The following is a 12635-nucleotide window of genomic DNA, read 5'->3' as shown; positions in this document are numbered from 1 at the left end:
GATGGCCGAGCTTGGGATAGGCAAATCCAAAGTAAGCCGCCGCCGCGACGTCCTACGCTCGATTGAGCGATTCGAGCCAATCCCCGGGACCGAGCAAACGCGATGGCTTGCCCGCGGCATTGTCGACGGCAAGCCCGTTGTCGCCTTGCTAGAACGCCACGTCGGTTGTCGTTGGGGCGGTTGGCAGGACACCGTTAGAGTAAATGACATTTTCAACCCAATTGAAGCGAATCGGCTTCTGGCCCTTGGAACGGGGCTAGCCGCATTCGTAAACCACAGCGAAGGGGATACGCACGATGATTGCCACGCCACAAGCTAACGCCGACGCCACGCCGCATACTAATTTTGTCGACTTGCCCGAGTTTCAAAGCTATTCCGGCTCGGGCAACGAGCCCGAAATTCTGGAAGCCGTGCGATTCTTCTATGGCGACCGACCCGCCCGCGAATACGCCGAGAGCTACCAACTAGCGGGGCTTTCGGTTATCCCGATCAAAGGCGACGGGACCAAGTCGCCAGCGTGCCTGCAATGGCGCCAACACCAAGCGGCGCCGCCGACGGCCGAGGACGTTGCCCGCTATTGGTTCGCCGACGCCAACGACGCTATTGGCATTGCACTAATTCACGGCAAGGTTAGCGGCAATAGCGAAGTCGTCGATTTGGATAACGGCGACCTATTGCAGCCGTTCGTCGACGAAGTCAACCGAGTGGCGCCGGGCCTATTTGATCGACTGACCGTCATTCGGACGCCTCGGCCCGGTTATCATTTGGCTTACAAGTGCCCAACGATTGGCGGTTCGCAAAAGCTTGCCCGACGGGCCGGCGGCAAGGCGTTGATAGAAACGAAGGGCGAAGGCGGTTACACCTTGGCCCCCGGTTCGCCCGCGGCGTGCCATCCTACCGGCGGCCTATATCTTCACATTGGCGGCCCGCAGCTAACGGAATTGGCGACCATAACGCCCGAGGAGCGGCAAATCTTATTTGGCGTGGCCCGTTCGTTCGACGAAGTCGACCCGCCCGCGAGCGAGCCATCGGGCGCCGCCGAGGCGCCGCAAATCTCCGTTGACGACGTCCGCGGCGCCATTTTGGCCCTGCCCGAATCGGTCGCCGGGGAGAAAGGCCACGACAAGGCGTATCGGGCCGCGTGTGAAATCCTACGCTGGGGCGTCGACGGCGAAGCCGGCCGGGCCTTGCTAGACGATTACAACGCGGCCCGTTGTTCGCCAGCGTGGTCGAAGGCCGAGCTAGACCACAAATGGAAGGAAGCCAATAAGGAAGTGCTACGCGGCCGCGAATTCGGCATTGTGGCCGAACGGGCAAAGGCCGGCGGAAAGGCCTTCACGCTAGACGCCGTCGACTTCGTCGACTTCATGGCCGAGGAACTAATTCAAGAGTATTTGGTCGACAAGATGGTTGCCGAGCAACAACATTTGCTAATCGGCGGCCCGAAAAAGGTTCTCAAAACTTGCATCGGCCTTGACCTAGGAATGTCAATCGCCAGCGGGTCGCCCTTTCTTGGCCATTTCGACGTTTTGAAGACGGCCAAGGTTCTCATTGTGTCGGCGGAGAGCGGCCGGAAGACGATTCAAGCGACGTGCAATCGTATTCGCGACGCCCGATCAATCGACGTTGCCCGCGGGGCGTTTCGCCTTAGCTTCAAGCGGCCGCAATTGGCCGTGGCGTCGCACCTTGAAACGATCCGCCGCGAGATCGAGGAACACGGGATCGGCTTCGCGGTTATCGACCCCGCCTATCTCTGTTGCCGACCCGCCAAGGGCGAAAGTAGCAACGTGTTCGATATGGGCGACGTCTTATACGGCTTCGGCGCCATCGGTGAGCAAACCGGATGCACAATGGCGATTATGCACCATTCGACGAAGGGGGCCAATCGAACCGGCGCCAAGCTATTAGACCTAGACGGCTTGTCCGGCAGCGGCTTCGCCGAGTGGGGGCGCCAATTCATGCTGCTAAATCGGTTGGCGCCAATGACCCGCCGCGGCGTTCACCGGCTTTCGCTAAACGTCGGCGGATCGGCCCGGCACCACGGCCAATACGAATTGACGATTGACGAAGGCGACGAACGCGACCCGATTATCGGCGCCCGTTGGGGCGTTGACGTTCAAGAGTGGAGCGACGACGCGGACGAAAACGCCAAGGCCGAAGCGACCACGGCCCAAATGGAGTCCGACGCCGAAGCGGTCAAGCTCTTTCTGCGGTTGCGGCAAAACGAGCCAGCGACGGAGTGGGGCATCTACAAAGCCCACCGGGCCGACCCCGTGAAGCTGACGCAACCGCGGGTCGCGGCGGCCATCCGGCATTTGCTAGCGGCCGGAGAGCTTGAACCGTGCCAGTACGCTCAAAAGGGCCAGTCGACGCTACGCGATGGCGGCTTTCGGTTGGCGGATTGGGGGGCTAGCAATGGCTAAAACCCCGGACCGTCCCACCGTCCCACGGACCGTCCCACGGGGCCGTGGGAGGACGCCCACCGAGCCCGGACCGACCGTCCCACAACGGCCCCCTATAGGGGGGCCGTGGGACGGTGGGTCGGTCCCCCCTAATGGATCAATCGTTAATAGAAAGCCCCGTGGGACGGTCCCCCCTGGCGACGACGGCCGAGGGGCGACCAGGGAATCCGCGGCGAGTGGGCAAACGGGGCAATTGGGGCGAGACGGGAAAGCAACCAGGAACCCCGAGGCCTCGGGGCATGGCGGCCGGGACGCCGGCGCCGGTTCCGGGGCCTCGGGACCAGGGACCAGGACCCTCGGCCACGTCGAGGCGATGGCGACCAGGACCAGGACCCTCGGCGATTGGACCAGGGACGAACGCCGGACGGGCCACGGGGCGAGACGCCAAGGGCCAAGACGGTTCAACGGTCGCGGACCCGTGGCAACGCGGCAGACGGGCCACGGGACGCCGAGGGGGCGAAGGGGCCATTCTGGACAAAACGGGTCCTTTTTTGAGACTTTTTTCGCTGATGGCAACCAGAAGAGTCGAAAAACGTCCAATTCTTTACTTTTAATCGTAACGCCTTTGCAACATATCGTAACTAGGGGCTTCAATTGACCAGCAAAACGGGCCAAATATTGATCGGCGCCTACCGGGACCTTTGCGATTTGCGGGGCCAAAGACCGACGCCGGGAAATACCGCCGGGCTAAACGCCGCGATCCAACGGGCCGCCACGGGCAATGAAATACCGTGCAACGCCGCCCGATGGCTTGGACGCACGCCGACAAACGCGGACCGTATCGCGATAAGCCGGGCATATATCGCCCTGGAAGCCGCGGGCCACGCGGCCCGGGTCGGAACGGGCCACGCCGAGCGGCGACATAAGACGACGGCCTTGGCGTTAACGCCGGCCGGTATCGAGCTTGCCCGGCATTTGATCCGATCCGCCGAGGGCGCCAGCGGCGTCGAGCCGGTCGCCGTCGAGCCGTCGGCCTTCGTCGAGCCTATCGCCGTCGAGCCTATCGCCGAGGGGGCGCCGGTCGCCCTGGTCGCCGAGCCGTGGCCCGTGGCGCCGTCGGCCTTCGCCGATCCGGTCGCCGTCGGCCTCGGGGCCAGCGGCGTCGAGGCGAAGCCGGCCGCCACGGTCGCCGATCCGCGAGACGTTGAAATATACGCCGCGTTGGCCGACGCCTTGGAAGCTATCGCCGAGATTGAAACATTGGGCGCCAAGCCAACCAGGACCGCGGCGCCGGTCGCCGTGGCGCCGCGATCCGAACCCGCCATCGTCGAGGCGCCGCCGGTCGCCGTCGAGCCCGAGGCCGACGAAGCCACGGCCGACGAAGCCAAGCCCGTCGAAGCCAAGCCGGCCGCGAAGCCAATGAGCGATGACGCCTTTTTGCTTTACGTCTTGGAACGCGAAGCCGACGGCGAGACGGTTTACGCCGACGACGTCCCAATTAGTCGTCGACACCTGGCCCGGCTATCCGAGCAAGGGCTATTGAGAATTACAAACCCCGATGGCGAATTGACCGTCGAGACAACCGCCGCGGGAGCGGATCGAGCAATTCAACTAGCCTCGGCCTAAGTGGGCCGAGGCACTAACCCGCCGGCTAGCCGGCACCAACGGAGGATAGAGAAGTATGGTATCAACCCAGCAGCTTAACACCGAAAGCAAATTGGCCCGGATGGCCGCCCGCAAACAAGCCGAGGAATCGGCGACCCGCGGCGAGACGCCAACAGTCGCCACGGCGGCGCCGATCCGCCCGGCCGCACGCCGCACGCCCGCAGAGAGCTTTATCGAGCCGAGCGATTTGGCGACCGTCCCCGGCTTGTCGCAAGCGACCGAGAAAGCAGACGCCGACTATCGCAAGCGGTTCGCCGCATGGAACGCCGAACGCGAACGGCTCGCGACGATGCGGGACGTCGCCGATATCGAGGCGATTACTTATGCCGATATCCAGGACCAAAAGGCGGCCGCGATTCAAACGGAATTGAGCTTGGCACAAGCGGCCGCCGAGCTTTGGCGGTTGTTCACGGAGCGGCTAACCGCCCGGGCGCCGGAGCTTTCGGCCTATGTCGCGGCGAAGGAAAAGGCCTTGGCCGAAGTCGTCGAAGACGTAACCGCCAAGCTACACGCGGCCGGGGTAAGCGTCGAGACGCAAAGGGGTTACCCGCACGCGATGGACGCGGCCGAGATTCAGTTTGCCCATACGATCCGGCTCGCAAAGGAATGGCAGACGGCGAACTCCGAATTGGCCGACGCCAATACGCAAATGCTCGCCAACCAAGACGCCATTGGCGCCGGCCGGATGCAGATTGAATCGGCGACCGTCGCCCTTCGCCAGAAAGTCGAACGGCTTATCGCATAAGCGGCCGCGTTGGCCGTTGACCCCGCCGCGGGGTTTTGCTGGATTGACCGCGGCGGGGTATTTTCAATTCAGACAAAAGCGAGGGGAATAGAGAAGATGAGCGTATACAGAATGGCCGGGCCGCCGGTCGCCGAGTGGCAAAGCGACGGCGAGACGCCGAGGCAATGGCAGCAGCGGCAGCTAGCCGCGAAACGCGAAAGGGAATCGGCCGCGAAGGCGCCGACGCCCCCGGCCGAATCGCCGGCCGAAGCGTATCGCAAGGAAGCGGCGAAGATCGTCGCCGAATTCGGCGAGAGCGGCGAAGCCTACGTCGCTGCCGGAATGACGTACGGCGAATCGCTGGCCGCCGAACGCGATAGGCTAACGGCCGAACGCGATGAGCTTAAGGCGAAGGCCGATAGCCGCGACCGCAAGGCCAAGGGCTTCGCCGGCCGGTTGCAGATCGGCCGCAACGGATTCCGAGCTTTCGGACCGCACTCGCAACGGTCCGAATAGCTGCACACTGGCGGCAAGCGGCGTTGCGATCGTCGCGGGCGGGCAGGCTCCCCTTTTGTCCTGCCCGCCCCGCCGCCAGATTTTCAATCGAGGCTACCGGCGCCGAATGAAGCCGTTCGCCTTGTTGATTGTTAGCGTTATCGTCGGTTGGGCCGCCGTCAACTAGCCCCAGGCGACCGGCCGGCTATGTATCTCTACGGCGGAGGCGATAAGGTCGGCAATTTCGCCGAACGCATCAAGATGAGCGCCAACGGACAATTCAAGTTCACGACGCGGACGGGGCTTGTGTTCGTCGCGGTCGTCGCAATGGCCCTCGCAGTTTTTCGCATTACTGTTTTCGAACCAATTCGAGGGGCGTTAGATCGCGAGCAAAGTTATCAAGCCGGCACACGCACGCTGTTTTTAATTGACGGTTACGTCACCCAGTTCGGACATTTGCCGAATTCGTGGAATGACTTAGCCGCCGTGTCAATAAACGGATCAACCGAAAATGTGGACGAGATCAAATCCTCGATAACGGTGTCATTTCGCGAACTTGCCACTCGCGAGAATGCAGTTCAAATGAAGAATGCGGAACATGAGACGACGGGCAGCTTTCTTGAGTTCCGGAGTTCGTTTTTTACTGGCTGGAAGAACATGCCGAACAAGTGAATTCCTGACTCCATCACTGGCGTCGGCCCGTGTGGTCACAGCCCCCGCCGCTATACTACCGGCCATGTTGACCTACCTCCGCTACGCCCTGGCGTCCGTTTGCTTCGCGGCGAGCGTTGCGTGTTTGGCGTTGTGGTTTAGAAGTATCGGTGCCACTGAATTACTGATGGCACCGAATAACGCCACCAATTGCGACGTTATGATCGGACTGGAGTTCGGGCGAATCTATTTCGCTGTAGATAACCAACCAATGAAAGTATCTTCCGAATGGAGCCACATAAGCGGTCGTCCGAACGAGGATTTTGATATTGAGCAGGAAATATCGAAACAAAGGAACCCCCGAATTGTCTCCGCTCCGCTCATTTTCGCCGCCCTCATCTTCGCCCTCGCTGGCGTCGGCGTGCTCCGCTTCCGTCGCCAGTTCTCGATTCGCTCGGCCTTGATTTGTGTAAGCGTCGTCGCTTTGTTGCTGGGGATGGTGGTGGCGTTGTAGCTAAGGTTGGTAAGGCATCCTTTTCGCATCACGATTCCTCCGACGTTCCAGCGGTTGTATCCACCTTTCGGGGTGGGGAGGCTATAGTGACGTTTCAATCCTTTTCAATTTGACCGGAGATTTACTTATGAAATCGCTCTGCCTGTTGCTCGTTGGCGTCGTCGTCGGTTTGGCCGCTTCGGGCGTAGATTGGAGCCGAGAGGCTGTTGGGCAAGTAACGGATTCGATTACAGGCAAACCCATTAATTCATACGATGGGGATGCGTCGCTTGATTTGAAGACAACATCGCAGGAAGTGTCTCTCGACTTTTTGAAGGAGCGGTCAGCTGCTCCAGACACGTCAAGACTAGTCGGCCGCTTCCAAGCGTCCGCCTACGGTTCGCCAAACGGCCACGGCTGTTTCGTCGTAGACACGATGACTGGAAAGACTTGGCACGTCGCCATCGGTCAGCAACCGCAAGTTGTGACCGAAGCGTTGTCGCAGCCAGTACCGGCGTCGAACCCCCTGTCAATCGGCGATATCACGCCGTCCGACGCCAAATAGCCCCGACGCCATTAAGTACCTCCGATATACGCTGGCTGCACTCCTCTTCGGGGCGAGCGTTGGGTGCTTGGCTTTGTGGTGGCGGAGTACGACTCACCTTTTGTAGCTAAGGGTGGTAAGGCATCCTTTTCGCATCACGATTCCTCCGACGTTCCAGCGGTTGCATCCACCTTTCGACGTGGGGAGGATATAGTGACATTACAATCCTTTTTAATCTGACCGGAGATTTACTTATGAAATCGCTCTGCCTGTTGCTCGTTGGCGTCGTGGTCGGTTGGGCCGCATCCGACGTGGATTGGAGTCGGGATGCCGAAGCGAAGCCGTCGAATCTTGACGACTTGGTTCTGGACGAACCGGTCATCGGTCCAATGGTGGAAATTTCGAACAGCAGGCAGGCTAGAAAGGTCGTAACTCCCGAAGCACCGGCCCCGATAGGACGATTCCAGGCGACTGCGTATGGCTGGCCCGGAAATGAAGGTTGCTACATCGTCGATACGGCGACGGGCAAAACGTGGCACGTTGGCCAAAGTGTTCGACCGACACTGGTGGTTAGCCAGTTCCCGGAAGAGTAAGCCGACATGACGAAGTATATCCGTTACGCCCTGGCGTCCGTTTGCTTCGCGGCGAGCGTTGCTTGTTTGGCGTTGTGGTGGCGGAGCTACTCCCACGCGGATACGTTACGAATGCGGAATCAGGAGACCTTTTGGAGGGCGGAATCCATACGTGGCTATGTAACCGTAGGCGGCTGGACTAGTTACCGAACATCTCCGGTAGACTTCTACTCAGCTACTCGAGCCTGGGCCCCAGATTTCCTATGGGAGGTCGAACATGCGGTAAGGCAGACAGGAAGTCATTTCGGAAAATTCTCAGTCGTCGCTCTCCGCGAAAATTGGTACTGCCCGCACTGGTATCCCGCCCTCATCTTCACCCTCGCTGGCGTCGGCGTGATTCGCTTCCGTCGCCAGTTTTCGATTCGCTCGGCGTTAATTGCTTTCGCCGTCGTCGCCGCGTTGCTGGCCATGCCGCTGATGCTTTAGCTTACCCTGCGACTCATTGGGCTTTTGCTATACTGCCGCAATGGCCAAGTATGTCCGCTACGCCCTGGCGTCCGTTTGCTTCGCGGTGAGCGTCGGATGTCTGGCGATGTGGTGGACGGGCCTAAAGAGCCAGGTGGGCTACTACGCGACAACTTGGAACGTCGTAATTGATGTCAATCGGGGATTCCTCTGGTGGGACGTGCGCAGCTCACCTCCTGCGACGGAAACGAGTTGGGCGTTCATCCCGAAGATGTCGGAACCATCAATCAGCCCACCAGCGAAAGGCAAAGCATTATTCGGTCACGATGGGTATGGATACCATTTACCACTCTGGTACGCATCCCTCATCTTCGCCTTCGCTGGCGTCGGCATCCTGCAGGTTAGACGCTTCACGATCCGCTTGGCATTGATTGCGACGACGATCGTGTCTTTGTTGTTTGGGATGATAGCTCTTCTGTAAGTTACCGCCATGGCCAAAATCATCCGCTATGCACTGGCGACATTCTGCTTCGCGGTGAGCGTCGGTTGCTTGGCATTATGGATTGGCGGTAACGAGTACACTGCGGGTGTCTGTCCATTCAGCTGGTGTGCGAGGCTCGACGGTAGTGGTGGCTTGGGGTGTATCTCGATCGAGCCCAGTCCGTTCGATGAAAAACAACTTTTGTACATAAGCGTAGAGAACACTTCTCGCAAAATGTGGTTCGAAGACTATATGATCGCGAAAGGGAGGTTCGGGGCCGTGGACACGGCCACCGTCTTTTTCCCCCTCTGGTATCCCGCCCTAGTCTTCGCCCTCGCTGGCGTCGGCGTGATTCGCTTCCGTCGCCAGTTCTCGATTCGCTCGGCGTTAATCGTCTTCGCCGTCGTCGCCGCGTTGCTGGCCATGCCGCTAGCCCTTTAGCTTATCGAGCGTGAACGCCCCGAGTTGCTTTCGCACGTCTTTGTCGACGCCTAATACTTTGCCGAAATCTGGGGCTGCGACGGTACGGCATTGGATGGCGTCGGCGAACCTATCGACGGGTAACCTATCGACGGGTAGGCTCCCGGCGTCATAATCGGCGCCGCGACGCCCCAACTAGCCCGATTGATCTTCATTTCGATCTTTGCCGCCTTACTCTCCGTGCCAGCCATTGTCATCGTCGCGGGCGATTCGTCTGTGCCAGTGAGAATCAAGAGATTCGTTTTCGTATCAAACGCCACGTCACCGGCTGACGCATTAATGCCGTTGGGCAGAGTAATCTTGCAATTCGTACACTTGATCATCGTTTCGCCGCCAGCCGTGCTTGACGTTGTAACGTTATCGCAGATCAGATACGCCGCTGGCTCGTCGCTTGCAGGACGCAAGGACTTATCCGTTTTGATTTCGAACGATTTCGCCTTTAGCAGGACGCAGACTTTGGCGTCATTCAACGGCGAAGACTGTGCCGGCGCGGGCATCGAATCGTCGGGATCAGCCGGGACGGGCGCGGGTGCAATTTCTTGAACGCCATGCAAGATAACCTCAGGCGTTTCGGTTGCCCGGACCGCCGCCAGTGAAAGGGTAAACACCAGGGCGACTGCGAATGCCGTTCTCATCTTCGCGAACTCCGTTCGTGGTATGGAAGAAAAGTGCGGACGCATTGTATCAGGGCAGGAGACAACTGGGGAACGCTGAAATGACCGCTAGCGGCTATTTAGCGATCGGCCGATAAATATACCCCTCGCGGCCAATTAGCCCGCTGGCTTCGTCGGCGGTTAGCCAATCGTCGCGGACGACTTCAATCGCCAAGATGCGGCGATAGCGATTGCGGGCCCAAACCTCATCGCCTGGCCGCAAGTCGATCGTTCGGCGACCCGGCGAATCAGGAGCCGATAATGAGCGGAGCGGGTCTTTACGCTGGATCAACACCGCGTCGGCGATAAAGCCCGAGCAACGCCACTGCCGTCCCGATCAAGACGAACGCAATTGGCTCGGGAACGATAGCAACTGACATGATAGTCGGGAATGGCTCGACGACATATCCGCCGGCGAAGTTAGTCGCTTGCAATAGCACCACCTGTACGCCTTCGCGGTCAAACGATACCGCGCCCGATTCAATCACCAACTCAATACTCCCCGTGCTTAATCCGGAGAACATATCGCCAAAATCTACAGTTGTTGGCGTCCCGAAAGCAAACAAACTTGCGGAGGACCTCCAAACGCCCGCTGGGTGCAAGCTGACGGGCCCGACTACCTCCCTGACTGTAGAATTTGTTGATACCCCGATAAGCTGTGATTCTAAGAACAACGAACATCGCACCGTACCAATCCAGTTGGCAATCGACGAATTGTCAAAGCCGATATACACGACATCTGGCTCTAGATAAAATGGTCGCCTTACCTGGAAGTCCACCCTAAGAGTTTGTTCACTTGTAAGTGTCAGCCGCTCACCGACCGCCACGTTTGCTAGTAAGAACCCCGCAACTGCAACGACAATTCGGACATTCATTTGTCGTGGAACTCCCAGTGGATTGAGGTTGGCGATTGTCGCGAGAGGCTACTGTATTTCCCCTGGCTGACAAATATCGCCTTCAAGTGCGGTGCTGGGTTTCCGGCAGGTTTGGGCAGTCTTTTCCCAAACCGCCAAAAGGGCGCCCACTTTCACGGGAGTAATGACACCCTAAACCCCCATTTCGAGAACTTCGCCGATGCAATTCGGTTCCCTAATCCCGACGACTTCGACTTGGCCGACTACGACGACGAACCGACGCCGGCCGTGGCGTCGTACCGCGGCAATCCGAATCGGCCCTATGGCATCGTTCGTTAGCCGTCAAAAGAGCCACGCCGGTCCTATGGGGATAGTAGGGCCGGCGTGGCGATTGTCGCGGATTCCCACCGCGTGGAGCCGCAGCGGGGGATTTAGAAAGCGGCGCCAACCGGGGTAAACCCCACGCGGTCGCATTGGTTTCGCATCGTGGCCAGTTACAGGCGACTTGGCGGCGTGACTAGATACCGCCACGCCAGTTCCCTAGCACGCATCCAAGCTAACTTGCGCGGCGGCAAGTCGTGGTTAGTATTAATGGGCAACCGTCAAATTGGAGCAATCGACAAATGGCCAAAAGCAACAAACCCCCATCGGTCCGGCTAGGCCGGGTAGTGGGCCGATGTTTCCAACTACGTTACACCGACCCCGAGACGCAGAAGGAAATTCGCATATCGACCAAAACGCACAACGAAGCCGAGGCGATGGAGCAAAAAGCCGACCTTGAGGCTAAGCTTCGCCTCGGCATTGAAGCCAAGCCAAAACGCCGAGCCGTCGGCGGGGCCAATATGCCGTGGCAGGATTTTCGAGACGCTTACACGCGAATTCACGTCAGTACGCTAAAAGACCCCCAAGCCGTCGAGTACCGGCTAGACGTTATCGAGCGAATCCTATCGCCGCGAAACCTTGGCGACGTGGCGAACGCCGAGGCGTTACACGATTTGCAATCCCGGCTTTTGGCGGGAGAGGCGCCGAGCCGTGGCCGGAAGGCCGGACCCGTGGCGCCGCGGTCCCCCCATAGCGTTCGGACTACGATGGCCGTCGTGTTGGCCGCGTTGAATTGGGCCGCCGGGCTAGGTTGGATCGAAGCCGTACCTAGGATAAAGCGGCTTAAGACTTCGAAGCTAAAAGCCATGAAAGGCCGCCCGCTAACCGCCAGCGAATTTGCGGCAATGCTCCGGGCGACCCGTGGCGTTGTGGGCGTCGAGGCGGCTCGTTCATGGCGCCTTTTGCTTCGAGGGCTTTGGGAATCGGGGCTTCGCCTCGGCGAGCTTTTGGCGGTTCATTGGTCCGATCCTAGGTACATCGTACCCACTTTCGGCGAAGGGCTACCTACGCTGGCAATTCCGGCGACCCGCCAAAAGAACGCCACGGAAGAAAGCATCCCTCTACTGCCCGGCTTCGAACGCCTATTGCTCCGCACGCCAGCGGGGCGGCGGCGGGGTTTTGCGTTCAATCCTCAAGGGATTCGGACCGACGGCCGGAAGCCAAGGCAGGGGCGCCCCTCGGCGAAATGGGCGTCGAAGATCGTTACCCGGATCGGCAAGGCGTCTGGCGTTATCGTCTCGCCAGCAACGCCGGGCAAGCCCGCAAAACACGCCAGTAGTCACGATTTGCGGCGAAGTCTCGCGGACCGTTTGATTGCCGCCGGCGTCTTGGAACGCGACGTGGCGGCCATAATGCGGCACGCCAACGTGGCCACAACGCGGCGGTTCTACGCACCCGAGAACACGCAACGAACGGCCGAAGCTATCCGCCAGCGGCTAGCAACGGCCAAGGGTACCTAGGTACGCCGGGCGAATTTGAAGTCCGCTCGGACGTGACCTAAGTCCTTACCACATAAGAAGCGACGCTGACGGGGCTCGAACCCGCAACCTCTGGATCGACAGTCCAGTGCTCTAACCAATTGAGCTACAGCGCCGTGTAGCGAAAGAGGCCGCAGTGGGGCGGAAAGTTCGCTGACGTTGGAAAACGCCGGCAAATGCCTGCCTACGGGGCTCATTGGCCAGGGGGCCGAAGCCGTCCTGAAGCAAGAAATATAGCTCGCAAACCGAGGGTCGGCAAGCGGGCCCCCGCCCCTCGATAGCGGGAATTCGAGACTT

The 12635-nt window shown here is 59.7% G+C and carries 16 protein-coding genes and 1 tRNA gene; 13 read left to right on the top strand and 4 right to left on the bottom strand.

What is annotated here, in order from left to right; genetic code table 11:
* Positions 1-296: 296 nt before the first annotated feature.
* The 11 genes from I41_RS15530 (at position 297) to I41_RS15485 (ending at position 8933) form a co-directional block, all read left to right on the top strand.
* Positions 297-2423, top strand: coding sequence for an AAA family ATPase (locus I41_RS15530; protein WP_145433837.1), 2127 nt, complete (start codon positions 297-299; stop codon positions 2421-2423).
* A gap of 915 nt (positions 2424-3338) precedes the next feature.
* The gene (locus tag I41_RS15525; RefSeq protein ID WP_145433836.1) at positions 3339-4028 is read left to right on the top strand and encodes a hypothetical protein; all 690 of its coding nucleotides are present in this window, start codon (positions 3339-3341) and stop codon (positions 4026-4028) included.
* A 55-nt stretch (positions 4029-4083) separates the two neighbouring features.
* Positions 4084-4812 carry a hypothetical protein gene (locus I41_RS15520; protein ID WP_145433835.1) on the top strand — a complete coding sequence of 243 codons (729 nt, stop codon included), beginning with the start codon at positions 4084-4086 and terminating at the stop codon, positions 4810-4812.
* A 96-nt stretch (positions 4813-4908) separates the two neighbouring features.
* Positions 4909-5307 (top strand): hypothetical protein, encoded by a 399-nt coding sequence (locus I41_RS15515; protein WP_145433834.1) that lies wholly within the window; start codon positions 4909-4911, stop codon positions 5305-5307.
* Between the two features lie 186 nt (positions 5308-5493).
* Positions 5494-5958, top strand: coding sequence for a hypothetical protein (locus tag I41_RS15510; protein ID WP_145433833.1), 465 nt, complete (start codon positions 5494-5496; stop codon positions 5956-5958).
* Between the two features lie 64 nt (positions 5959-6022).
* A complete protein-coding gene (locus tag I41_RS15505) occupies positions 6023-6451 on the top strand; it encodes a hypothetical protein (protein ID WP_145433832.1) in 429 nt (142 codons plus the stop codon).
* A 415-nt stretch (positions 6452-6866) separates the two neighbouring features.
* Entirely contained in the window at positions 6867-6995 is a 129-nt protein-coding gene (locus I41_RS28305; protein WP_261342420.1) for a hypothetical protein, read from the top strand.
* A 233-nt stretch (positions 6996-7228) separates the two neighbouring features.
* Positions 7229-7567 carry a hypothetical protein gene (locus I41_RS15500; protein ID WP_145433831.1) on the top strand — a complete coding sequence of 113 codons (339 nt, stop codon included), beginning with the start codon at positions 7229-7231 and terminating at the stop codon, positions 7565-7567.
* 6 nt (positions 7568-7573) lie between these two features.
* Positions 7574-8032, top strand: a complete 459-nt coding sequence (locus I41_RS15495) for a hypothetical protein (RefSeq protein WP_145433830.1) — start codon at positions 7574-7576, stop codon at positions 8030-8032.
* A 40-nt stretch (positions 8033-8072) separates the two neighbouring features.
* Positions 8073-8492 (top strand): hypothetical protein, encoded by a 420-nt coding sequence (locus tag I41_RS15490; protein WP_145433829.1) that lies wholly within the window; start codon positions 8073-8075, stop codon positions 8490-8492.
* A 9-nt stretch (positions 8493-8501) separates the two neighbouring features.
* Complete coding sequence (locus tag I41_RS15485; protein WP_145433828.1) at positions 8502-8933, top strand: hypothetical protein; 432 nt, start codon at positions 8502-8504, stop codon at positions 8931-8933.
* A gap of 50 nt (positions 8934-8983) precedes the next feature.
* Here I41_RS15485 and I41_RS15480 read toward each other — a convergent pair whose 3' ends face one another.
* From I41_RS15480 to I41_RS15470, 3 genes are all read right to left on the bottom strand, one after another.
* The gene (locus I41_RS15480; protein WP_145433827.1) at positions 8984-9607 is read right to left on the bottom strand and encodes a hypothetical protein; all 624 of its coding nucleotides are present in this window, start codon (positions 9605-9607) and stop codon (positions 8984-8986) included.
* 94 nt (positions 9608-9701) lie between these two features.
* Positions 9702-9920: a hypothetical protein gene (locus I41_RS15475; RefSeq protein ID WP_145433826.1), complete on the bottom strand. Its 219-nt coding sequence runs from the start codon at positions 9918-9920 to the stop codon at positions 9702-9704.
* Positions 9904-10500 carry a hypothetical protein gene (locus I41_RS15470; protein ID WP_145433825.1) on the bottom strand — a complete coding sequence of 199 codons (597 nt, stop codon included), beginning with the start codon at positions 10498-10500 and terminating at the stop codon, positions 9904-9906. The genes I41_RS15475 and I41_RS15470 overlap by 17 nt, the downstream gene beginning before the upstream one ends.
* A gap of 111 nt (positions 10501-10611) precedes the next feature.
* Between I41_RS15470 and I41_RS15465 the strand changes: the two genes are divergently transcribed.
* Positions 10612-10818 (top strand): hypothetical protein, encoded by a 207-nt coding sequence (locus I41_RS15465; RefSeq protein WP_145433824.1) that lies wholly within the window; start codon positions 10612-10614, stop codon positions 10816-10818.
* Positions 10819-11102: 284 nt separating this feature from the next.
* Entirely contained in the window at positions 11103-12320 is a 1218-nt protein-coding gene (locus tag I41_RS28400; RefSeq protein WP_145433822.1) for a tyrosine-type recombinase/integrase, read from the top strand.
* A gap of 60 nt (positions 12321-12380) precedes the next feature.
* On the opposite strand, the gene I41_RS15455 is transcribed toward I41_RS28400, so the two are convergent.
* Positions 12381-12454, bottom strand: a tRNA-Asp gene (locus I41_RS15455).
* Positions 12455-12635: the final 181 nt, after the last annotated feature.

It is taken from the genome of Lacipirellula limnantheis (assembly GCF_007746075.1).
Classification (GTDB): domain Bacteria; phylum Planctomycetota; class Planctomycetia; order Pirellulales; family Lacipirellulaceae; genus Lacipirellula; species Lacipirellula limnantheis.
This window is presented reverse-complemented; position numbering and strand designations above follow the sequence as displayed.